This is a genomic window from Streptococcus infantis (assembly GCF_047460405.1).
Lineage (GTDB): Bacteria > Bacillota > Bacilli > Lactobacillales > Streptococcaceae > Streptococcus > Streptococcus infantis_Q.
This window is the reverse complement of sequence record NZ_JASHGH010000017.1, coordinates 1-23,711: the sequence shown is the minus strand read 5'-3', so window position 1 is coordinate 23,711 and position 23,711 is coordinate 1. Positions and strand designations below refer to the sequence as shown.

General features: G+C 39.6%; 23 protein-coding genes and 1 pseudogene. 6 read left to right on the top strand and 18 right to left on the bottom strand.

Annotated elements, in window-relative coordinates; genetic code table 11:
- Positions 1-47: 47 nt before the first annotated feature.
- The gene (locus QM928_RS08275) at positions 48-2,108 is read right to left on the bottom strand and encodes a heavy metal translocating P-type ATPase (protein WP_414294985.1); all 2,061 of its coding nucleotides are present in this window, start codon (positions 2,106-2,108) and stop codon (positions 48-50) included.
- Position 2,109: 1 nt separating this feature from the next.
- A complete protein-coding gene (locus QM928_RS08270; RefSeq protein ID WP_000910910.1) occupies positions 2,110-2,388 on the bottom strand; it encodes a DUF6110 family protein in 279 nt (92 codons plus the stop codon).
- A 150-nt stretch (positions 2,389-2,538) separates the two neighbouring features.
- Here QM928_RS08270 and QM928_RS08265 point away from each other — a divergent pair, with 150 nt between their 5' ends.
- Positions 2,539-3,387, top strand: a complete 849-nt coding sequence (locus QM928_RS08265) for a putative RNA methyltransferase (protein ID WP_414294984.1) — start codon at positions 2,539-2,541, stop codon at positions 3,385-3,387.
- Between the two features lie 108 nt (positions 3,388-3,495).
- Here the strand turns inward: QM928_RS08265 and QM928_RS08260 are convergent, their stop codons facing one another.
- The 3 genes from QM928_RS08260 to malQ form a co-directional block, all read right to left on the bottom strand.
- Positions 3,496-3,702 carry a hypothetical protein gene (locus QM928_RS08260; protein WP_414294983.1) on the bottom strand — a complete coding sequence of 69 codons (207 nt, stop codon included), beginning with the start codon at positions 3,700-3,702 and terminating at the stop codon, positions 3,496-3,498.
- Between the two features lie 260 nt (positions 3,703-3,962).
- Positions 3,963-6,221, bottom strand: coding sequence for a glycogen/starch/alpha-glucan family phosphorylase (gene glgP, locus QM928_RS08255; RefSeq protein WP_414273096.1), 2,259 nt, complete (start codon positions 6,219-6,221; stop codon positions 3,963-3,965).
- Between the two features lie 25 nt (positions 6,222-6,246).
- Positions 6,247-7,764 (bottom strand): 4-alpha-glucanotransferase, encoded by a 1,518-nt coding sequence (malQ, locus tag QM928_RS08250; protein WP_075232328.1) that lies wholly within the window; start codon positions 7,762-7,764, stop codon positions 6,247-6,249.
- Between the two features lie 417 nt (positions 7,765-8,181).
- On the opposite strand from malQ, the gene QM928_RS08245 reads away from it, so the two are divergent.
- The 5 genes from QM928_RS08245 to QM928_RS08225 all read left to right on the top strand — a co-directional run bounded on the left by QM928_RS08245 (position 8,182) and on the right by QM928_RS08225 (position 13,681).
- Positions 8,182-9,450 carry an extracellular solute-binding protein gene (locus QM928_RS08245; protein ID WP_075232327.1) on the top strand — a complete coding sequence of 423 codons (1,269 nt, stop codon included), beginning with the start codon at positions 8,182-8,184 and terminating at the stop codon, positions 9,448-9,450.
- Between the two features lie 96 nt (positions 9,451-9,546).
- The gene (locus tag QM928_RS08240) at positions 9,547-10,836 is read left to right on the top strand and encodes a carbohydrate ABC transporter permease (protein WP_282434658.1); all 1,290 of its coding nucleotides are present in this window, start codon (positions 9,547-9,549) and stop codon (positions 10,834-10,836) included.
- Between the two features lies 1 nt (position 10,837).
- Positions 10,838-11,680: a sugar ABC transporter permease gene (locus QM928_RS08235; RefSeq protein WP_045613887.1), complete on the top strand. Its 843-nt coding sequence runs from the start codon at positions 10,838-10,840 to the stop codon at positions 11,678-11,680.
- Positions 11,681-11,884: 204 nt separating this feature from the next.
- Positions 11,885-12,685: a DUF1189 domain-containing protein gene (locus QM928_RS08230; protein ID WP_414273095.1), complete on the top strand. Its 801-nt coding sequence runs from the start codon at positions 11,885-11,887 to the stop codon at positions 12,683-12,685.
- A gap of 9 nt (positions 12,686-12,694) precedes the next feature.
- Complete coding sequence (locus tag QM928_RS08225; protein ID WP_414294982.1) at positions 12,695-13,681, top strand: LacI family DNA-binding transcriptional regulator; 987 nt, start codon at positions 12,695-12,697, stop codon at positions 13,679-13,681.
- Between the two features lie 123 nt (positions 13,682-13,804).
- On the opposite strand, the gene QM928_RS08220 is transcribed toward QM928_RS08225, so the two are convergent.
- The 13 genes and pseudogenes from QM928_RS08220 to QM928_RS08160 form a co-directional block, all read right to left on the bottom strand.
- Positions 13,805-14,746, bottom strand: a complete 942-nt coding sequence (locus tag QM928_RS08220) for a YitT family protein (protein WP_414294981.1) — start codon at positions 14,744-14,746, stop codon at positions 13,805-13,807.
- Complete coding sequence (gene aspS, locus QM928_RS08215; RefSeq protein ID WP_414294980.1) at positions 14,724-16,487, bottom strand: aspartate--tRNA ligase; 1,764 nt, start codon at positions 16,485-16,487, stop codon at positions 14,724-14,726. Before aspS ends, QM928_RS08220 begins: the two co-directional genes overlap by 23 nt.
- 132 nt (positions 16,488-16,619) lie before the next feature.
- A complete protein-coding gene (locus tag QM928_RS08210; protein WP_075229654.1) occupies positions 16,620-16,850 on the bottom strand; it encodes a hypothetical protein in 231 nt (76 codons plus the stop codon).
- Positions 16,851-16,868: 18 nt separating this feature from the next.
- Positions 16,869-17,510 (bottom strand): lysostaphin resistance A-like protein, encoded by a 642-nt coding sequence (locus tag QM928_RS08205; RefSeq protein WP_414294979.1) that lies wholly within the window; start codon positions 17,508-17,510, stop codon positions 16,869-16,871.
- Positions 17,511-17,519: 9 nt separating this feature from the next.
- On the bottom strand, positions 17,520-18,233 hold the full coding sequence (locus tag QM928_RS08200; RefSeq protein ID WP_414294978.1) for a DUF3169 family protein: 714 nt from the start codon (positions 18,231-18,233) through the stop codon (positions 17,520-17,522).
- 55 nt (positions 18,234-18,288) lie between these two features.
- Positions 18,289-19,026, bottom strand: coding sequence for a DUF3169 family protein (locus QM928_RS08195; RefSeq protein WP_414285451.1), 738 nt, complete (start codon positions 19,024-19,026; stop codon positions 18,289-18,291).
- Between the two features lie 12 nt (positions 19,027-19,038).
- Positions 19,039-19,389, bottom strand: a complete 351-nt coding sequence (locus QM928_RS08190) for a PspC domain-containing protein (protein ID WP_295498334.1) — start codon at positions 19,387-19,389, stop codon at positions 19,039-19,041.
- Entirely contained in the window at positions 19,386-19,589 is a 204-nt protein-coding gene (locus QM928_RS08185; protein ID WP_414294977.1) for a hypothetical protein, read from the bottom strand. Before QM928_RS08185 ends, QM928_RS08190 begins: the two co-directional genes overlap by 4 nt.
- Positions 19,589-19,795 (bottom strand): helix-turn-helix transcriptional regulator, encoded by a 207-nt coding sequence (locus tag QM928_RS08180; RefSeq protein ID WP_049508780.1) that lies wholly within the window; start codon positions 19,793-19,795, stop codon positions 19,589-19,591. Before QM928_RS08180 ends, QM928_RS08185 begins: the two co-directional genes overlap by 1 nt.
- A 9-nt stretch (positions 19,796-19,804) precedes the next feature.
- Positions 19,805-20,269 (bottom strand): hypothetical protein, encoded by a 465-nt coding sequence (locus QM928_RS08175; RefSeq protein WP_414295001.1) that lies wholly within the window; start codon positions 20,267-20,269, stop codon positions 19,805-19,807.
- Positions 20,269-21,549, bottom strand: a complete 1,281-nt coding sequence (gene hisS / locus QM928_RS08170) for a histidine--tRNA ligase (RefSeq protein ID WP_371559629.1) — start codon at positions 21,547-21,549, stop codon at positions 20,269-20,271. The genes QM928_RS08175 and hisS overlap by 1 nt, the downstream gene beginning before the upstream one ends.
- Positions 21,550-21,629: 80 nt before the next feature.
- Positions 21,630-22,877, bottom strand: a complete 1,248-nt coding sequence (locus QM928_RS08165) for a transporter (protein ID WP_315640296.1) — start codon at positions 22,875-22,877, stop codon at positions 21,630-21,632.
- 188 nt (positions 22,878-23,065) lie between these two features.
- Positions 23,066-23,584, bottom strand: a pseudogene (locus QM928_RS08160) (Rgg/GadR/MutR family transcriptional regulator); the annotation flags it as partial.
- Positions 23,585-23,711 lie beyond the last annotated feature (127 nt).

The window sequence follows — 23,711 nt, the reverse complement described above, 5'->3', positions numbered from 1 at the left end:
GTTACCCTCGAGAAAGGTAACTCCTTTTTGCTGTGAATAGTTCCCACCTATCCCTTAATAGACAGGCTACGCAGTACAATGCGTAAGGTTGTTAGATTATGTAGGATAGAGAGGTTTGAAGGACTGAGCCAATTAAACAAGCCAAAGCCAATCAAACTACTATTTACGACAACGGTATCTTGAATATTCTTCTTGATAAGTGTTTGCAAAGATGATGATAGCCAATCCAACTCTTGGAAGAAATCCAAACGATTATCTAACAATAAGATATCACTCATCTGCTTAGAAATATCTGCACTCTCATTCATCACCACACCGATATCTGATAGGGTTAGAGCCGCTGAGTCATTCAAGCCATCTCCAACCATCAAAATAGTGTGACCTGCTTTCTGCAGTTCCTCTACTAACTCAAATTTCCCATCAGGTTTCAAGTCTGTATAGACATGATCAAAGGGCAAATCTTTGACTAATTCCTCTGTTCTAACCAAGGTGTCCCCTGTTGCCAGAATCAATTTTTTCCCTTGTGCCTTAAGTTTCTCCAAGGCTGCTTTTGCTTCTTTTCTCAAAGGAGTATGAATGCAGAACATTCCAATCAATTCATTCTGATAAGCCAAGAATAAGAGATTGTAGTGACTCTTGTACTCTTCAATTAAGGCATTTTGTTCCAAACTGATATGAATCTGCTCATCCTGCATCAAGACATAATTTCCAATAAGAACTGGTTGACCATCGATATGGGACTTAATTCCCTTGCTTGCGATATATTGGAGTTTCCCATGCATTTCCTCATGTTCAATCCCCTCTATCTCAGCTTGCTTGACGATGGCATTAGCAATAGGATGATAAATGTGTTCCTCAAGGCAGGCACTGATTCTGAGAATATCTTCCTCACTATAGTCCCCAAAAGGTAACACCTTTTCAACTATAGGATAACTAGTTGTGATTGTTCCCGTCTTATCAAACAAGAAAGTATCAACTTCCAGGTATTTCTCCAGAACATCTCCATCCTTAATCACCATTTCACGGTTCAACCCCTCCTTGATAGCTGTCAAATAAGCTACAGGAGTAGAGATTTTCAAAGCGCAGGAGAAATCGACCAATAAGAAAGAAATGGCCTTCGAAAAAGAACCTGTCAATAGGTAAGTCAGCCCAGCCCCCAAGAAATTATATTTGACGACCTTGTCCGCCATCTTGATGAAATAGCGTTGTTTCGTTTTCTTGTTTTCTTCAGATTTCTTCATCAACTCAATCAGCTGTAAAATACGGCTGTTCATCTGATTATCGGTTACACGAATGCGTAACTCTCCAGTTTCTAATACTGTATTTGCACAAACCGAATCAAACTCTCTTTTTTCAACTGGAAAACTTTCTCCCGTCAAGGAGCTTTCGTTGACCATACCTAAACCTGAAACTACTTGTCCATCAAACAGAATTTCATTTCCTTGAGATAGGACCAAGACATCTCCTATTTGAACATCGGAACTCTTGATACTAACGACCATATCCCCCTGTACTAAGAATACGTCGCTCTCTTTTGCAAGAAGGCTTTGTTCTAAATCTGTTGCAGTTTTTTTCAAGGACCACTGATCTAAATGATTCCCCAAATCAAGCATAAACATGATATTGCTAGCTGTCTTGGATTGGTTCATAAACAAGGACAATAAAATCGCCGAACAGTCCAAGACCTCCATCGTTAGTTCCTTACGCGCTAGTGTTTGATAGGCTTCTCTAATATAACCCAAAGCCTGATAACAAGTCCATATATAGCGAATAGGATACGGCACAAAACTACGAAAAATCATACGCTTAATCGCTGCACCTGAAACAATAGAATAAGCACTCTCTTCTCTACGAATGGGAAGAGTCATCAACTCAGAAACTTTCCCTTTATCAATTCTTTTTAAAAAGGCTTCTGCATTGTCTAATACAGAGAAGCCTTCTTTTATGCGTAGAGTAAAGTGCTGTTGATCCATGTAAAACTGGATAGACTCAATCCCCTTTTCATCTCTCACCAAGGAACGAAGATAGTCTTGAATATCCAAGGTGAGTGAAAAAGAAGATGATAGTCGGATATGTTGGTATCCTCTATGTAGCACTTTAAAAGACATACTATTCCCCTATAAGGCTATCTAATTGCTCTTCTTTTTTCTCTTGCTCATACAAATATTTGGCATCTTGCAAGACATCGTCTCCATGTTGTTTCACAACAGAAACAGATGCATCTAGCCCGTCTTTCAACTTGTAAGCCTTAGCCAAAGCTTTAGAATAACCTTTTTTAGCTTCCTTACTTGCTAAGATTTTCAAACCAAGGGTACCAAATGCGACACCACCTAAAAAGAGTGATGATTTTTTCGCAACTTTTGCAACGGTTAATACTTCTTTTAACATACTTATTTCCTCCTAGATATTATTATATAGCAATTTAGATATAAAAGCAATTTAATTTTGGTACTTTAAAAAGTAATTATACTACTATTTAATTCTATTACAAATCATCCTAAAGTTGCTTTCATTTGCCTCTTTTGATACACTTAAACTATGAATACAAATCTCAAACCTAAACTCCAGCGTTTTGCTTCTGCGACTGCCTTTGCCTGCCCTATCTGTCGAGAAAATCTGACTCTGGTAGAGACTAGTCTCAAGTGCTGCAACCGTCATTCTTTTGACTTGGCGAAATTCGGCTATGTCAATCTGGCACCTCAAATCAAGCAATCTGCCAACTACGACAAGGAAAACTTTCAAAATCGCCAACAAATCCTAGAAGCTGGCTTTTACCAAGCTATTTTAGATGCTGTATCTGACTTGTTAGCAAATTCAGAAACTAGCACCACAATCTTAGATATCGGTTGTGGCGAAGGTTTCTATTCTCGCAAGCTCCAAGAAAGTCATCCTGACAAAACCTTCTATGCCTTTGATATTTCCAAAGATTCCGTTCAAATCGCTGCCAAGAGCGAACCCAACTGGGCAGTAAATTGGTTCGTTGGTGACCTGGCTCGTCTTCCTATAAAAGACGCTAGCATGGATATCCTGCTTGATATCTTTTCGCCTGCCAACTATGGAGAATTTCGTCGCGTTTTATCCCAAAACGGTATCTTAATTAAGGTCATCCCGACTGAAAACCACCTCAAAGAAATCCGCCAAACCGTACAGGATCAGCTGACAAAGAAGGATTATTCCAACCAAGAAATTAAGGAACATTTCCAGGAACATTTCATCATCCAATCTATCCAGACTGCTTCCCTGACCAAATCCATCACAGCAGAGCAAAGGCAAGCCCTGCTTAGCATGACACCCCTCCTCTTTCACGTTGACCAAAGCAAGATTGACTGGAGCCAACTGACAGAGATCACCATCGAAGCAGAGATTCTGGTCGGAAATGCACTGTAAATAAATTTTTGAGATATTACAAAACCCGCACCTCTTCTTGAAATGCGGGTTTAAAACACGATTTTTAACTGTCTTTCCGAAAAGTATAAAAAATTATGACCTCTCCATTTATTTTCGATTCGAAATGACAAATTTATCAATAAATAGCAAGTGATATAAGGCAAGTGATACCCCATAACAACATCCATGAAAAGAGATTTCTTGATGAGTAAGTGGAAACGAAGAACTATTACCCGTCAAGAGACATGCTAAAATAACAAAAAGAATCCAAAATAAATCAGTCCATTTATATTTTGAAAAATATTTTTTCCACATAAGAACATCCTCCTTCTTTACTACAATACTATTATAATACTGTTTGTAAACGAATACAAGAAAATTGAGATGATTTCTAGGTAAATTCTGAGGATTAAAGGTAGTAAAACCAGCCTTCTCAGTGTTCTCTAGGTCTGATTTTTAAGTCTAGAAATGATTGACAAATTATTTTTTCTTTTGTCAAATCCATAACATTCAAAAAAGCGAATTTCAATTGAAACTCGCTTTTTTACAAAATGTATTAGTATAAATCTTATATCTTAGTTCAAGTGCCAGATATCTTCGTTGTACTGAGCGATTGTACGGTCAGATGAGAAGAATCCTGCTTTAGCAATGTTGACGATCACTTTATCCAACCATGCGTCACGGTTTTCGTAGTCAGCAAGCATTTGCTCTTTGACTTTGATGTAGTCTTCCAAGTCAAGAAGAGTCATGAACCAGTCTTTGTTGATCAATTCATTGTAAAGACGTTCCAAGCGTTCAATCTTACCAACTGCAAGAACAGCGTCGCTCACGATAAAGTCAACCAATGGTTTGATCGCTTTACGAGCGTAGAATTCGCTTGATTTGTAAGCTGATTTTGCGTAAAGGTCGATAACAGTTTCTGAATCTTCACCGAAGATGTAGATATTTTCGTCTCCAACCAACTCAGCGATTTCCACGTTAGCTCCGTCCATAGTACCAAGAGTCAAAGCTCCGTTCAACATGAATTTCATGTTACCAGTACCTGAAGCTTCTTTAGAAGCAAGTGAGATTTGTTCTGAGATATCACATGCTGGGATAAGGAAGCTTGCTGCAGTAACGTTGTAGTTTTCAACCATAACTACTTGCAAGTGTGGAGCTACTGCTGGATCATTAGCAATAACTTCTGACATGCAAAGGATTAAGTGAATGATGTCTTGAGCGATTGTGTAGGCTGGAGCTGCTTTACCACCAAAGAAGATTGTGATTGGGCGAGCAGGGATGTTACCAGCTTTGATGTCAAGGTATTTGTGAATCACGTACAAAGCGTTCATTTGTTGGCGTTTGTACTCGTGAAGACGTTTGATTTGGATATCAAAGATAGAGTTTGGATTGATTTCCACACCTTGGTGTTCTTTCAAGTGACGAGCCAATTTACGTTTGTTGTGAGCCTTGATGCTTTCCAATTTTTCTTTGACAGCTGCTTTGTCTTCATAAGACAAAAGTTTTTCAAGCTCATCTGCTTCATGGTGCCAACCTTCTCCAAGAATCTCATCCAAGTAGTGAGACAATCTTGGGTTAGCATGCATGAGCCAACGACGGAAAGTGATACCGTTTGTTTTGTTGTTGAATTTTTCTGGGTAAAGGTCGTAAAAGGCTTTCAACTCAGAGTTCTTCAAGATTTCAGTGTGGAGTGCCGCTACCCCGTTAACACTGTATCCGTAGTGGATATCCATGTGAGCCATGTGAACACGTCCGCTCTCATCGATAATTTGAACAGCTGGGTCTTTGTATTCTGCTTTAACTCGACGGTCCAATTCTTTGATGATTGGTACCAAGTGAGGAACCACTTCTTCCAAGAATTCAAGAGGCCATTTTTCAAGGGCTTCAGCAAGGATTGTGTGGTTAGTGTAGGCAGTCATGCTACGAACGATAGAGATTGCTTCATCAAGCTCGATACCACGTGCTGTCAAAAGACGGATCAATTCAGGGATAACCATTGATGGGTGAGTATCGTTGATTTGGACAACTGCGTAGTCAGCAAGGTCATGCAAGTTGCTTCCTTTTTCAATTGCTTCGTCGATGATCAATTGCGCACCGTTTGAAACCATGAAGTATTGTTGGAAGATACGGAGCAATTCACCTTGACGGTCACTATCATCTGGGTAAAGGAAGAGAGTCAAGTTGCGAGCGATATCTGTCTTGTCAAAGTTGATACCATCTTTAATGATAGAAGAATCAACTGAATCCAAGTCAAACAAACGCAAGCGGTTTTTAGTTGCTGTCTCATAACCAGTAACATCAATATCATAAAGAGTTGATGTCAAAGTAAAGTCTGCAAATGGTACTTGGTAGCTACGGCTTGAGCGAACCAACCAGTTTTGCTCTGTCAACCATGCATTTGGAATTGTTTCTTGTTGGTTGTTTTTAAGAACTTGTTGGAAAAGACCAAAGTGGTAGTTAAGACCAACACCGTCACCGTTCAAACCAAGAGTAGCAATTGAGTCGATAAAGCAGGCAGCCAAACGTCCCAAACCACCATTACCAAGAGATGGTTCCAATTCAACTTCTTCAACTTCAATCAAGTCTTTACCTGCAGCTGCAAGTTCTTTTTTAACATCGTCGTAAAGACCAAGGTTGATCAAGTTGTTTGACAAGAGTTTACCAATCAAGAACTCAGCTGAGATGTAGTAAACTTTTTTCTTACCAGTGTTCACTGGTTTTTGGCTGCTTGCAAGCTTGCTGTAGTTAAGAAGAGCAAGGTAGAGCTCTTCATTGCTACATTCTGCGATAGATTTATTGTAACGATTTTGTACAAATTCTTGTAGTGATAACATGTTTAGTTGTCTCCTGATTATTGTCTTATTTCTTTAATTCTACCAAATTTTCATTGATACGGCGATAAATTGTAGTCAAGTCAAGCAAAGTTTCTTCGACAGCAGGAGTCAATTGTTCCTCTGTCATACGCCATGACCAGTTTCCACCAAGAGTAGATGGGAAGTTCATACGAGCTGAACCATCCAACTCTAGCAAATCTTGCATAGTGGCAATCGTCATGAAACTTACTGATGCGAAGGCTGTACGAAGCATAGCATGCACCACTGTTTCGTACTCTTTACGGTTTGTGTAGCGAGCCATATACTCACGAGTTGGATCATCAATCTCATCACGGTACCAACCAAGAACAGTGTTGTTATCGTGTGTTCCTGTATACATAACTGAGTTTGCTGGTGCCAAGTGTGGGCTGTCGATACTTTCGTGTTCTGGATTGAAAGCAAATTGAAGGACTTTCATTCCTGGGAATCCAGTGCGCTCACGAAGCTCGATGACTTCATCAGTCATGAATCCAAGGTCTTCTGCGATGATGTTCAAGTCACCAAGTTCTTCTTTAACAGCTGCAAAGAGTTTGTAATCAGGTCCTTTCACCCATTTACCAGGTGCCGCTGTTTCAGAACCCGCAGGAATTTCCCAGTAAGACTCAAATCCACGGAAGTGGTCGATACGCACGATGTCGTAAATCTTAAAGCTTTCACGCAAGCGTTCAATCCACCATTTGTAACCATCGCGATCCATTGCTTCCCAGTCATAGATTGGGTTACCCCAAAGCTGACCAGTCGCAGAAAACTCATCTGGTGGGCATCCTGCGATGCAAGTTGCTTTCCCGTTTTCATCTGTTTTAAAGAGGTGTGGATTTGCCCACATATCGCTTGAATCTTCCGCTACATAGATTGGCATATCACCGACAATCTCGATGTGGTTTTCGTTAGCGTATGCTTTCAATTTCAACCATTGTTTGAAGAAAAGGTATTGGGTTACGCGGTGGTAAACAAGCTTGTCAGCTAATTTCTCACGGTAGCTTTCAAGAGTTGAAGCTTTACGAGCACGGGCATCTGCATCTGGCCATTCTGTCCAAGCAAGATTATCAAAATGCTCCTTGATAGCCATATACTCTGCAAATAGTTCAAGCCATGATTGATTTTCTTGAGCAAATTTTTCGAAGTCTTTGACATCTCCGACTTCAAGGAAACGTTTGACAGCTTTCTCTAGAAGTGGACGACGTGCATAGTAGATTTTAGCGTAGTCAACTTCAGTTGGGTTGCTACCAAAGTCCACACCTTCAAGATCACTTGCTTCCAACAGACCTTGCTCCACCAAGATATCAAGATCGATAAAGTGAGTATTACCTGCAAAAGCTGAGAATGATTGGTAAGGAGAATCTCCATAGCTAGTTGTTCCCAATGGAAGGATTTGCCAGTAGCGTTGCTTAGTGCGAACCAAGAAGTCAACGAAATCATAGGCGCTTTGACCAAATGATCCGATTCCGTAAGCCCCTGGAAGTGATGAGATGTGCATCAACACACCACTTTGACGTTTTTTCATAATAGCACCTCAAGTGTTTGTAGTTAAATATTTCATTTTTACAAGCGCAAACGTTTGCGCCAAGTAAAGTATAACCCATTTCAAAAAGAAATGCAAGCGTTTCAACAAAAAACTTTTCAATTTATTTACTTTATAGCTTTTTTAAAAAACTATATTCTTATTTTTTCACCTCTACAAAAACATCTACAAACTATGCAAACGTTTCCCTTAAATTATTCTTGAATTGAAATTTATATGATTTCATCCTTTCCTTCCTATTATATAACCAATTTTAGAGATTAACCAGTTACAAGCTTTTTAAATTTTTTTCAAAAAACGCTTGCAACCGTTTTCTGTTTGTGCTATACTAAGTTCATAAGAGAAAACGTTTGCGTTTCCTTGAAATCAAAATTTGTTATTCTTTAGGAGGAATACACTATGTCAACTAAATTCATGAAGAGCGCAGCTGTACTTGGTACTGCTACTCTTGCTAGCTTACTTTTAGTAGCTTGTGGAAGCAAAACTGCTGATAAAACTGCTGACTCTGGTTCATCAGAAGCGAAAGAAATTACTTTCTACGTTGAAGATCAATATAAAGCTTTTGCAGAATCAGCTGCCAAAGCTTACGAAAAAGAAGCTGGTGTAAAAGTTACTATTAAAACAGGGGACCAATTAGGTGGACTTGACAATCTTTCACTTGATAACCAATCAGGTAAAGCTGCTGACGTCATGATGGCACCATACGACCGTGTAGGTAGCCTTGGTACTGACGGACAACTTTCAGAAGTTACTTTGAGTGACGGTGCTAAAACAGACGATACTACTAAATCTCTTGTAACTGTTGGTGGTAAAGTTTATGGGGCTCCAGCCGTTATCGAGTCACTTGTTATGTACTATAACAAAGACTTAGTGAAAGAAGCTCCTAAGACATTTGCTGACTTGGAAGAACTTGCTAAAGATAGCAAATATGCCTTCGCTGGTGAAGACGGAAAAACTACTGCTTTCCTAGCTGACTGGACTAACTTCTACTACGCATATGGACTTCTTGCTGGTAACGGTGCCTACGTGTTTGGACAAAACGGTAAAGACCCTAAAGATATTGGTCTTGCTAACGATGGTGCTATTGCAGGTATCAACTATGCTAAAACTTGGTATGACAAATGGCCTAAAGGTATGCAAGATACTGAAGGTGCTGGAAACTTGATCCAAACTCAATTCCAAGAAGGTAAAACAGCTGCTATCATTGATGGACCTTGGAAAGCTCAAGCATTCAAAGATGCTAAAGTAAACTACGGTGTTGCAACTATCCCAACTCTTCCAAACGGTAAAAACTACGCAGCCTTTGGTGGTGGTAAAGCTTGGATCATCCCATCAAGCACTAAGAACCTTGAAGGAGCTCAAAAATTCGTAGACTTCCTTGTTTCAACTGACCAACAAAAAGCATTCTACGATGCAACAAACGAAATCCCAGCTAACACTGAAGCTCGTACTTACGCTGAAGGTAAAAACGATGAGTTGACTACTGCTGTTATCAAACAGTTCAAGAACGCTCAACCAATGCCAAACATCTCTCAAATGTCAACAGTTTGGGACCCAGCTAAAACAATGCTCTTTGACGCTGTAAGCGGTAAGAAAGATGCTAAAACAGCTGCAAATGATGCTGTAACATTGATTAAAGAAACAATCCAACAAAAATTTGGTAACTAATTGATTGATTCAAGGGGGATTTAAAACTTATCCCCCTTGATTTTTAGATATTAACAGAACTCAGCTTGACGTTCACATCTTATGAAAGGAGTACTCATGGAACAACAACCAAGAAAAGCAGCCTTGCTTTCATTGATTCCTGGGTTGGGGCAAATCTATAACAAACAAAAAGCCAAAGGTTTTATCTTCCTTGCTGTAACATTAGCTTTTGTCCTCTATTTTATAGTACTTGCAGCACCTGAATTGAGCAACTTGATCACACTCGGTGAAAAACCTGGCCGTGACAACTCTCTCTTTATGTTGATTCGTGGTGCATTTCACTCTATTTTTGTAATTGTTTATCTAGCATTTTATATTCTCAATATTAAAGATGCTCATACCATTGCAAAACGTATCAATAATGGCATTCCTGTCCCATTGACACTTAAGGATATGATTAAAGGTATCTATGAAAATGGATTCCCATACTTGCTCATTATCCCATCTTACGTTGCCATGACATTTGCCATCATCTTCCCAGTTATTGTAACCTTGATGATCGCCTTTACTAACTATGATTTCCAACATTTACCACCTAATAAATTGTTGGACTGGGTTGGATTGACCAACTTCACAAATATCTGGAGCTTGAGTACCTTCCGTTCAGCCTTTGGTGCCGTTCTTTCTTGGACTATTATCTGGGCTTTGTCTGCATCAACTTTACAGATTGTAATCGGTATCTTCACAGCTATTATTGCTAACCAACCATTCATCAAAGGAAAACGTATCTTTGGTGTTATCTTCCTTCTGCCTTGGGCAGTTCCAGCCTTCATCACTATCTTGACATTCTCAAACATGTTTAACGATAGTGTTGGTGCTATCAATACTCAAGTTTTACCACTTTTTGCTAAAGTTCTTCCATTCCTCGATGGGGCACTCATCCCTTGGAAAACAGACCCTACTTGGACTAAGGTTGCCTTGATTATGATGCAAGGTTGGCTTGGATTCCCTTATATCTATGTCCTTACTCTCGGTATCCTACAGTCTATTCCAAACGACTTGTATGAAGCAGCTTATATCGACGGTGCAAACGCTTGGCAAAAATTCCGCAACATTACTTTCCCAATGATTTTGGCTGTTGCGGCACCTACTTTGATTAGCCAATACACCTTCAACTTCAACAACTTCTCTATCATGTACCTCTTCAATGGTGGTGGTCCTGGTAGTGTCGGTGGTGGAGCTGGTTCAACCGATATCTTGATCTCATGGATTTACCGTTTGACAACAGGTACAGCTCCACAATACTCTATGGCGGCAGCTGTTACCTTGATTATTTCAATCATCGTCATCTCTATTTCTATGATTGCCTTCAAGAAACTACACGCATTTGATATGGAGGACGTCTAAGATGAATAACTCAATCAAACTAAAACGTAGACTGACTCAAACCCTCACTTACCTCTACTTGATCGGACTTTCAATCGTCATTATCTATCCTCTTTTAATCACGATTATGTCTGCCTTCAAGGCTGGTAACGTTGTGGCCTTTAAACTCGACAGCAATGTCAACTTTAGTCTTGATAACTTCAAAGGGCTCTTTACAGAAACCTTGTACGGTACCTGGTACCTTAATACTTTGATCATCGCTTTGATCACTATGGTCGTTCAGACAAGTATTATCGTGCTTGCTGGTTATGCTTACAGCCGTTACAACTTCTTGGCTCGTAAACAAAGTTTGGTCTTCTTCTTGATTATCCAAATGGTGCCAACAATGGCCGCTTTGACTGCCTTCTTCGTTATGGCCCTCATGTTAAATGCCCTTAACCATAGCTGGTTCCTCATCTTCCTATATGTAGGTGGTGGTATCCCTATGAACGCTTGGTTGATGAAAGGTTACTTTGACACCGTGCCAATGTCTCTCGATGAATCTGCAAAACTGGATGGTGCAGGACACTTCCGCCGCTTCTGGCAAATCGTTCTCCCTCTCGTTCGCCCAATGGTTGCGGTACAAGCACTCTGGGCCTTCATGGGACCTTTCGGAGACTACATCCTCTCTAGTTTCTTGCTTCGTGAGAAAGAATACTTTACAGTTGCCGTTGGTCTCCAAACCTTCGTCAACAATGCGAAGAACTTGAAGATTGCCTACTTCTCAGCAGGTGCTATCCTCATCGCTCTTCCAATCTGTACACTCTTCTTCTTCTTGCAAAAGAACTTCGTTTCAGGACTTACAAGCGGTGGCGACAAGGGGTAATATACCCCCGCCACCCTTTTTCATTTTTGAACTAATGCTGATATAGTCTGGTGAGAAACAAGAGATTATTGAGAATACCCTCATTGTTAGTTGATAAATTTTATTAATAGTCTACTTTCAACAAGGATTCGTATCCCCTGCTTGAAATAAAACACATTTCTCTATATAATACTCGTATAGAAAAATGCCTATAGAAAGAGATTTATGTTACCATATCCGTTTTCTTATTTTAATAGTATTTGGGGATTCCGTAAGCCCCTCTCTCATCGTTTTGGTCTAAATTGGTTTCAACTGATTTTTACCAGTATTTTCTTGATTAGCTTGTCTATGGTTCCTATTGCCATCCAGAACAACTCTCAGGACACCTATCCTTTAGAAACCTTCATCGATGATGTCTATGCTCCTCTGACGGACGATGTCGTACAAGATTTAGCTGCAAATACTCAGATTAATAACGGGAAGCTAAGCTATACGGGTTCAACTCCTCATCAAGTTTCTGTTCAAATCGGAGACGCTTCTAGTGCAAACTTTCCTGAGGAACTACTTCTTAACTTTGAACCTGAGCAACTCGTCATCAGTAAGCAAGGAAAAGAATTGACTAGTATTCGCTATCATGCGATCACGACCGAGAGCTTCCAGAGCAAGGAAAGCTTAACACAAGCCATTTCTAAAGACTGGTATCAACAGAATCGTGTCTATGTTAGTCTCTTTCTTGTGTTAGGTTCTAGCTTCCTCTTTGGACTTAATTTTTTCATCGTTTCTCTAGGTTCTAGCCTCTTGCTCTACTTTACGAAAAAATCACGTCTCTTTTCATTTAAAAGCTATAAAGAGTGCTATCATTTCATTTTGAACTGTTTAGGATTACCAACCTTACTTGCCATGATTCTCGGTCTCCTAGGCCAAAATATGGCAACTTTAATTACTGTTCAAAACATTTTATTTGTTCTATACCTGGTCACTATCTTTTACAAAACGCATTTCCGTGATCCAGACTACCATAAGTAGGAGATTATTATGCCTGTTACGATTAAAGACGTGGCCAAGGCTGCAGGGGTTTCACCCTCAACCGTAACCCGTGTTATTCAAAATAAATCAACCATTAGCGATGAGACTAAAAAACGAGTTCGAAAGACAATGAAAGAGCTCAATTATCATCCTAACCTCAATGCCCGAAGCTTGGTTAGTAGTTATACGCAGGTCATTGGTTTAGTTCTTCCAGACGACTCCGATGCCTTCTATCAAAATCCTTTCTTTCCTTCTGTCCTACGTGGTATTGCACAAGTTGCTTCAGAAAATCACTATGCCATCCAGATTGCAACCGGAAAAGATGAAAAAGAACGCTTAAATGCAATTTCACAGATGGTCTATGGAAAGCGTGTAGACGGTCTTATCTTCTTGTATGCCCAAGAAAATGACCCCTTGGTAAAATTAGTCTCAGAAGAGCAATTTCCTTTCCTCATCCTTGGAAAATCCTTATCCCCTTTTATTCCACTTGTTGACAACGATAATATTCAAGCTGGTTTTGATGCAACCGAATACTTCATTAAGAAAGGATGTAATCGAATCGCTTTCATCGGTGGAGCCAAGAAACTCTACGTTACGCAGGATCGTCTGACAGGTTACGAGCTAGCTCTAAAACAACACCAACTTCCTCTCGATACTAATCTGACTTACTTTGCTACTGAATTTCTTGAAGATAATGGTTATCGCTTTAGTAGACTTCTCTTCAAACACAATCCAAATATTGACGCTATTATTACCATTGATAGTCTCCTTGCTGCAGGGGTCTGTGATTACATCGCAAAACACCAACTGGATGTCCCTGTCCTCAGCTTCGACTCAGTCAATCCCAAGCTTAACTTGGCGGCCTATGTCGATATCAATAGTTTGGAGCTTGGTCGTGTCTCCTTTGAAACTATTCTCCAGATCATCAATGATGCTAAAAACAACAAACAAATTTGTTACCGCCAGTTGATTGCCCACAAAATCATTGAAAAATAAAAAAGCCCAACTCTGACAATGTGTTCAAGAGTTGGGTTTTTCGTTCTATTCATTGTTATAAATAACTATTAGTAAACTAGAGCAAGGTATCACTAATGGAATTTGAACTTGTCATAAAAAATTTTAGTTTTCGACTTCGACAAATCGTCCGAGGATATGGACATTTTCCGAAACAGAAACAAAGGCCGTCGGATCCACTTGTTTCATAATCAGTTTAAAATCATTGAACTCTGCACGAGTGATAACCGTAATCAAAACAGCCTTACGCTGGTGATTATAAGTTCCTTCCGCATCATGAATGATAGTCGCTCCACGGTGTAATTTATGGTGGATTTTTTCAATCACTGCATCGGGATTATTGGTCACAATCGTCGCCTGCATCCGTTTTTGTTTGGTGAAAACTGCATCTGTCACACGACTGGAGACAAAGATGGTAATCATGGAATAAAGGGCATATTTCCAGCCAAAGGTCAAACCTGCAATCAACATGATAGTCCCATTTACTAGGAAGGAAATGCTCCCAACGTTACGACCTGTCTTCTTGCGAATAGTCAGACTGACAATATCTGTTCCACCACTGGAGATGTTATGGCGTAAAGCAAAGCCGATTCCTAGTCCCATGACGACTCCCCCAAAAAGGGCATTGATGATTGGATCCTCTGTCAAGACCACTACTGGCACAAACTGGATAAAGAGCGAGCTCATGGATACCGTGATAAAGGTAAAAATCGTAAACTTATGTCCAATTTGGTACCAGGCTAAAATCATCAGCGGGATATTGATAGCGTAAAATGCTACCGAAATTGGGAAATAAAAGCCAAACCAGTGATTACTAAGCGCAGAAATGATCTGAGCCAAACCTGTTGCTCCACTTGAATAAACATGTCCTGGTTGGAAAAAGAAATTGACCGCTACTGCTGATAAAAAGCCATAGACCAGAGAAGCTGAAATCTTCTCATCATATTTTTCCTTTGAAATGCTTTGTAACACACGCAGCATCTTTATCTGATAAGCAAAGCGGCGCAGATAGTAGCGCCACCGCTTAGTTCGCTTCGTTTGTTTCATCTTGTTCTACTTGTAGATTGAGTTCTTCTAGTTGTTTAAGGGCTACTGTTGATGGGGCTTGCGTCATTGGGTCGCTAGCCTTGTTGTTCTTAGGAAAGGCGATAACTTCGCGGATATTTTCTTCTCCTGCTAAGAGCATTACAAAACGATCAAGCCCAATAGCCAAGCCACCATGTGGAGGGAAACCATAGTCCATAGCTTCCAAAAGGAAACCAAACTGGTCATTGGCTTCTTCAGCTGAGAAGCCAAGAGCTTTGAACATACGTTCTTGAAGTTCTTTTTGGTTGATACGAAGACTACCACCACCAAGTTCATAACCATTCAAGACGATATCATAAGCAATAGCACGGACATTAGCCAATTCACCTTCGAGTTCATGAGCAGTTTCTGCTTGAGGAAGGGTAAATGGATGGTGGGCACTCATGTAACGGCCTTCTTCTTCAGACCATTCAAACATTGGCCAGTCAACAACCCAAAGGAAGTTGAACTTGTCAGTATCAATCAATCCTAGTTCTTTAGCAATACGTCCACGAAGGGCACCAAGTGTTGCATTGGCTACTTCAAGCGTATCTGCCACGAAGAGAACTAAGTCCTTATCTTCAAGACCAAGTGCTGCTGTCAAGTCTGCTTGAATACCAGTCAAGAATTTAGCAACTGGACCGTTTAAGTCCCCATCAACAACCTTGACCCAAGCAAGACCTTTTGCACCATACTGCTTGGCTACTTCTGTCATCTTGTCGATGTCTTTACGTGAGTAGTTATCTGCAGCACCTTTGACTACGATGGCTTTAACGGCAGGAGCTTCTGAGAAGACTTTGAAATCTACACCCTTGACAATATCTGTCAAGTCTTGGAGCAACATCTCAAAACGAGTGTCAGGTTTATCAGAACCATAAAGTGCCATGGCATCATCATACTTCATACGAGGGAATGGCAGCGTCACTTCGATTCCTTTTGTTTCCTTCATCACGCGCGCAATCAAGCCTTCTGTGATGTCTTGAATTTCTTGCTCAGTAAGGAATGAAGTTTCCAAGTCGACCTGAGTAAATTCAGGCTGACGGTCACCACGCAAATCCTCGTCACGGAAACATTTGACGATTTGGTAGTAACGGTCAAATCCCGCATTCATCAACAATTGTTTTGTAATCTGTGGACTTTGAGGAAGTGCGTAAAAATGCCCTTTATTGACACGTGATGGCACCAAATAGTCACGTGCCCCTTCTGGTGTTGACTTAGAAAGGAATGGCGTTTCCACATCGATAAATTCCAACTCATCCAAGTAGTTACGGATAGAATGTGTTACTTTGGCACGAAGTTTAAGATTTTCCAACATTTCTGGACGACGAAGGTCAAGGTAGCGGTAACGTAGACGTGTATCGTCATTTGCCTCAATCCCATCCTTAATCTCAAATGGTGTTGTTTTGGCTGTATTAAGCACAGTAAGAGCTGTTACATTCAGCTCAACTGCTCCAGTCGCCAACTTATCATTTGCTTGCTCACGTGCTACAACATGCCCAGTAACCTCAATGACAAACTCACTACGAAGGCTTTCAGCCGTTGCCATAACTTCTGCAGAAACTTTCTCAGGATTAATGACTAACTGCATGATTCCTTCACGGTCACGAAGGTCGATAAAGATAAGACCTCCTAGGTCACGACGGCGAGCAACCCATCCTTTCAAGGTAATTTCTTGTCCAATGTGCTCTGCACGAACACGGCCAGCATACATACTACGTTTCATGATTTCTCTCCTCTATTATTCTTTTACTATTTTACCATAAAAGCGCAGGCTCTTCATGAAAATCAGCAGAAAAGTTTGAGAGAATCCATTTTAAAAAGAAAAAATCCAGCGAAGTCTTCACTGGATCCAATTTTATTTGCTATTTCCTTCTTTTTTACCTTTTTCAGCGATTTCTGCTGCCTTTTTGGGCAAAACAATCTCTGTCACATAAGCCGTCGCAAATCGTATAACTCCTGCAAGAGGAGCAAAAAATACTGCTAGATTGTTATAAAAGAAATCCCCTTTAAAGACATAGCCAAGTGCCCCCACGATAAAGAAGAGAACTACGGTCTGAACCACTGCTAATAATATTACTCGTTTCATGACTTCCTCCTGAGTCTATTATAGCATGAGAATCATTAAAAATCCGATTAAATTATTTAAAGCATGTAAAGCAATGCTGTATGCCAAACCACCTTTGCTGACATAAGCTAAGCCCAAGCTCAAACCTAGGGAACCATACACTAGGAATTGTTGAGGAGTGCCAGGGAAATGAACAAGTGCAAAAATGATAGTACTTACAAGAAGAAAGAGCACTGTCTGCTTGACGTTATCCTGCTGAGGGAAGACATAACGAGCTAATATACCTCTAAAGGTCAACTCTTCTGTCAGGGGTGCAAAGACAACAATCATGAAGAAAGAGAAGAGAGGTTGATTATGAGTCAATTGTTCTGCTGTCTGTTGACTGACAGATGGATCATTTGGTAAGAAAGTTTGTGCAACAATGATAAGGACCCATACCAAGGCAGGCAACCAGATGTATTTGTTAAGGGCCGTTTTTTCTATCGTAACAGTTCCTGTCTTATACCACTTGTATGTTAAGAAGGTAAAAGCTCCTGCTAATAGAATATAAAGCGGAAGAACACCGATTATAGGTGCACCTGAACCAAGAGCAATCAGAGGTAAAGTCTGAATAAAACCGTAGATAAACAAAAATGATAAGAAAGCAAGAACAAACCAGCCGATGTTTTTAAGTAATTTCATAAAAGACTCCTATTTAAAATAACGTTTTGTTTTTCGTAATTGTGTAATAGTTATGTAAAGATGGATGACGACTAAAAGAACTAAGGCAACCACTTGTATTTCTCGTAAAACAACTGATAATACTATCAATAAAAAATAGAGCAATGGCAGTAAAATCTGATTCAACCTAAACAGAGTTAAATAGGCACTTTCCATCTCTGCCTGCTTTTCTCCCTCATCATAACTGTTAAGATAGGCTAAAATATCTTTTGGAGTGTAATAAACAGACAGTTTATAGTGTCGAACGATAAAAATAGTTCGCAGCAAGTAATTGGCAACAATAATGTATAAGCATAATAGAATAAGAGCAGGAAGAATTAGCAAGGTATTCTTAAATATCGGAGAAATCAGTATGATCCCACTAGTCATCATTGCTATCATCAAAACATTGGAAGAAACTGAACCATAATCCAAGTAACGATAAGCTCTTACATAGGTCTGGTCACTATCTTCTTCCTCTGTCGCCCTTTGATAAAGAGTATAAATTTCGCGACTTTTACCAAGATAATACATGGCTAAAACGAAGGAAAGTCCTCCAATAACAAGAGCGATTCCATAAATAGTAGGTAAGACTTGTTCCATTTGAATCTGTTCAACTATCCCTCTAAGAGTGTAGGCAAAGGCTACTACAAAAGCACTTAACATACACATTACTACTCTCAACCATCTACGATTATTATTCATTTTCTGACCTCTATCTAAACTAGTCAATAACCTTAAGTAGTTTCAGTGATCTTTCCTATTTGAAATAACGTTTCACCATAGGTAACTGCATCACATTGATATAAATATGGATTGCTCCGACAAACAAGAAGGCTAGTAACTGAATCTCTCCTGTCAGTAAAGAAAAGAGAGCAATCAGAAAGTACAAAGCTGGCAAGACATACTGATGTAATTGGAATAAAATCCGAAAACTCTGTTCCAAATTAGCCTGGCGCTCCCCTTCATCGCAAGAATTGACATAACCTAAGATATCCTTTGGCATAGAGAAAAATACCATATCAAACTGGCGAACAATCGCAATGGTTTTATAAAAATATTTTTGAGCATTAAAAGTCAACACTAATGCCAAAAAAGAAAGAGATAAGGTTAGATTGCTTCTATTTAGTATAACCACTTCACTTGCTGAAATGAAGAGAGCCAATAAAATCGCTACACTTGCACTATTAAAAGCAATACTTCCAAACTCAAGATTCCGATACATTTGCACATAATAGCTTTCATTCAGATCATCATCCATTTCCTCTTGATACAAGGAGTGAAATTTTCTGCTTTTCTTTAAGAAATTGAAAGTTAAAAGAATGCTAATGAAACCTATCAGTAAACAAATAGCTGATATCCAGGGTATCAAGACTTTTACATCTAAAATAACTTCGTAGGATTCGGCACGTGCCTTAAACATCCCTACAAAACCGCCCAAGAACCCTCCAAAGACAACAGCTGCTAAAAATAATAATAATCCACGTTTCTTTTTCATTTTCATCCCCCTCTAAACTAATCCAACTAACCACTGACCAAAGACTTTACCTGATTCATAAATTGCTGTCAAGCCCTCTGTTCCAAGTGATACTAAAATTAAACAAACAGCAAACAAGAGAATAGCTTGGTTCCTTGCTTTTTTCGCCCCTTCTCCTAAAGGATCTCTCCCAAGCCAGCCTGCTAGATAAGCATATAGGATGACTGTTAAAATCCCAAACTCTGTTGACCAAAGAAACAGCAAAATGGCTACCAAACGGATGACGTTAGTCTTGATATTAAAATAATTTCCTAAACCTGCACAGACACCTGCAAGTTCTTTTTGTTCTGTATCTACTTGAAATCCTGCTAAAAACTCTTTCATAATTTTTCTCCTTTTACGATCTCTTTAAACTTTATCTTTCTCTCTACCCATCTAAAGACCAATAGTAGAACTAAATTTATACAGAAGAGATATTTACTTTCAACGATAGTAAACCAACCAAATAGGATTCCAATCATGGCCAAAAGATTAACGATAAACACAACTATACATAGATAATAAATCCCTTTATACTTGTTCATCACTCATCCTCCTCCAAGCGAAAGACTGACTCGACAGGCTCATGGAATATCTGAGCAATCTTCAGGGCAATGACGATGGATGGCGTGTACTCATCTCGCTCCAGTAGACTAATGGTCTGCCTAGACACGCCAGCTAGTTTGGCCAGCTCTGTTTGATTCAGACCATCGCGAGCCCGAAGCTCTTTTAGACGATTTTTTAGTTGCATGTCACACACCTACTTTCCGTCAAATTCAACGGTTTGGATATCCTCAATGCGTTGTAGTTTGAATTTTTCTTTTCCTTTTTTATTTACACGGCGTAGCTTGACCCACTCCTCATCAACATCTACAACTTCCCAATTGTCTGTCCCAAAAACTTGTCCAAAGATTGTTGGTTTTTTCCCAATCAATTCTTTTAATAATCTTGACATTTCTTTATTTCCTTTCAGTTTTTGCTCAATTCTTTTGATTTTATTCTCTAGTTTCTTGACCCTTTGGGTATGATAGAGATAAAACATAAACACAAGAGGTACAAATCCTAATGCCCACATAATTGTTCCTTTCTCCTTTTCTCTTAACTTGATTATATTGTAACACATCTTTTTCTTTTTGACAAACATATTTGTCAAAAAGTTTATGATTTTTGTCATTTTGCAAAAGAAAACGGTCAGGAGTAAAATCCTGACCAGTTTATGTGTTATTAAAATCCTAGTTTTTCAAAGGTTTCTGAGAAATTTTGACTGATAGCACCAAGCGAAACTTGAACTTCTTCTCGAGTTTGGTTATTCTTAACTGCCACTTGTCCGCTTTCGACTTCACTCTCTCCTAGGGTGATGAGGGTCTTAGCCGCAAAGACATCAGCTGACTTGAACTGAGCTTTGAGCTTACGGTTGAGGTAATCACGCTCTGCTTTGAATCCTTGTTGGCGAAGAGCCTGTACTAATTCCAAAGCCTTGACATTTGCCCCTTCGCCCAAAACTGCGATATAAACATCTAGGGCGTTTTCGATAGGAAGTGCTACACCTTGTTTTTCAAGGACTAAAAGAAGACGCTCAACACCAAGTCCAAAACCAAATCCAGCAGTCTCAGGACCGCCGAAGTAAGCAACCAAGCCATCATAGCGACCACCTGCACAGACTGTCAATTCATTGCCCTCGATTTCTGTGATAAACTCAAAAATCGTGTGGTTATAGTAGTCCAAACCACGCACCATGTTGGTATCGATGATATAATCTACTCCGAGATTTTCCAACATCTGACGAACAGCATCAAAGTGAGCTTGACTTTCTTCATCAAGGAAATCCAAGATAGATGGTGCACTCTCCACTGCCACCTTGTCTTCTTTCTCCTTAGAGTCCAAGACACGAAGAGGATTTTCCTCCAAGCGACGTTGGCTATCCTTAGACAAGGTCTCCTTGAGCGGTGTCAAGTAGTCAATCAAGGCCTGACGGTAAGCCGCACGGCTCTCAGGATTTCCAAGAGTGTTGAGGTGCAATTTAACACCTTGTATGCCAATTTCTTTCAAGAAGTGGGCTGCCATAGCGATAGTTTCTACATCGGTAGCTGGATTGCTAGAGCCAAAGCACTCCACACCAATCTGGTGGAATTGGCGTAAACGACCTGCTTGTGGGCGCTCATAGCGGAACATTGGCCCCATGTAGTAGAACTTACTTGGTTTTTGAACTTCTGGTGCGAAGAGTTTGTTTTCTACATAAGAACGAACGACTGGAGCAGTTCCTTCTGGACGGAGGGTAATATGACGGTCTCCCTTGTCGTAAAAGTCATACATTTCCTTGGTTACGATATCAGTTGTGTCTCCAACAGAACGACTGATGACTTCGTAGTGCTCAAAAATAGGAGTACGCACTTCTGCGTAGTTGTAGCGTTTGAAGATTTCACGCGCAAAGCCTTCAACGTACTGCCATTTGGCAGACTCAGCAGGTAAAATATCCTGCGTTCCTTTTGGTTTTTGTAATTTCATAGGGAATCCTCTTTATAACTTAATAGTCCTATTTTACCATAAATGAGGGGATTGGGACAGTGTGAAAAGAAGACTAACACCTAAATTTCATGTTTGAGATTAAGACTAGCTAGGAGAATCGCAAGCAAGGAAAGCCCAACAAACAGAGCCCATGTTAACTGTATATCCCATACTGCCACCAGTGAAAAACAGGCTGTCCCCACTGGTATAGATAGAGTAAACAACAAACCTAAAAAATTACTGGTACGAGAGAGAACCTCTGGAGCAAGATTTTTCATGAGCAGAGCACTAATCTTTGGAGAAATTTTCCCAGAAACATACATGGTAAAAAAGACGAAAAGCATCCCGAGCAAGACTTGGTTTAACAAATTAGATAGACCAACTAGACTGGCTCCTAATGTAACCCACATCATCAATCTAGGTAGAGATTGCTTCCCAAAATAATCATTGCCCGTAAGGCTACTGATGATAACTGCTAATAAGGTAATCAATTGTAAGATAAACAAGGCATCCTTGTAGGAAAAATTCAGTAAGGAATGATTTAAAAGGAAGATGTTATAGATACCACCTAAGGCACCACCCAAAGCATTGATAATCAAGATAGCAAAGAGCATAAAACCAAAGTTTTTCTGTCCACTTTTAAGAAAAACGAGGCGTAAGTTTCGGTAAATCGTTAAAAATTGATCTTTGATAGAAAGTTTCTCATTTTTCAGTGATTTACTATCAACAAGTGGAGTTGATAAGCCTAATTCAGCCCTTCCTAAAAAGAGAACGAGAGCTGACACTAGGAAAAATATGGCATTGATTACCGCTACGAGCGAAAAGTTCTGTGTTGACACCCCTAATAGCCAAACTCCAAAAGCTTGGCCGCCAATCGCAGAGATGTAGGTAATAAACTGAGAAAAGGAATAGGCCTCCATCAGATCTGACTCTGCTACCTTTTCTTTAACGAGAGGCATTCGCAAGCCACCCGCAAAATCACTGGCTACATCACTAATGACATTGATGAGGCAAAGGGTCGAAAAGGCAAAGAAACTAGCTTGCTGAACAACTAGGGCTGCTAGAAAAAATAAAACCGCCTGAAATAAACCGACATAGGTCATCCATTTGACCTTGTCCTTGGTATAATCTGCACGAATTCCTACAAAAACTGTAAAAAGAGTTGGAAGCATCATCACAACATTCGCCATAGCAACGGCAACAGAAGCCTCTGGCAAAGTCGAGGCATAGACCACGAATACTAAATTAAAAATGGAAGCACCAAAAGCATTGAAAAAGCGTGATAAGCTCAAAACTCTGTATGCTTGATTTCTTAGTAATAGTTTCATATAGATTCCTTTCTTTCTCACATTCTACTTTTATGGTAGTTCTAGTATAGCATCAAGAATCCCTCGAGAATACTTTTTTGAATATATGCAACAAACTAAACGAATAACGAAAACGCTAGAATTTTCTACTACTAATAAGTATCTTCACAGTCCTATCGTTTCAAGTTATTTTATCTAGTTGCAGATATTCAACACTCCATGGCACTTCTATAATAGTCAGCAGATCTGCTACAACCAATCATCTCAAAAATACGAATAGCATCCTCCATCTTTCTCTGCCCTTCCTCTACTCTTCCTTGCTTACTATCAAGCAAACCTTCTGCCCATAGGTAGACTATTCGAAAATAGGTTTCATTTTCTTCAAAGAAGTTCTTTTCAATTTGTTTTTTAAAATAGAGGGCATTGGTAAAATCATCAACTTCAATACAGGCCATAAAAGCATTGAGGAGCAAGGTATGCATCATATTTCGATTTTTCCCAACTCCTTGCAAGAAATCTGACTTCCGCAACATTTCTCGAGAGTACTTTGTAAAAAGCTGGACTGATAAAAGCGGAGAGCAGGAAGAAAAGAACAACAGTTCATAGTGTCCCCAAATTTCGACAGAAAATAGATAATCATGTAGGACTCTTTCTTCCTCAGCGGTCAATGTAACCATCTCATCAATGGCTTTCATATAGGATTTTATTAAAATAGCATTGAGAATGTGTGAACTGCACCCCAAAAGTTAGACATAAAAATCTAACTTTTGGGGTGTTTTTATTATGAAATTAACTTATGAAGATAAAGTTCAAATATATGAATTAAGAAAGAAAGGAGAGAGCTTTAGACAACTT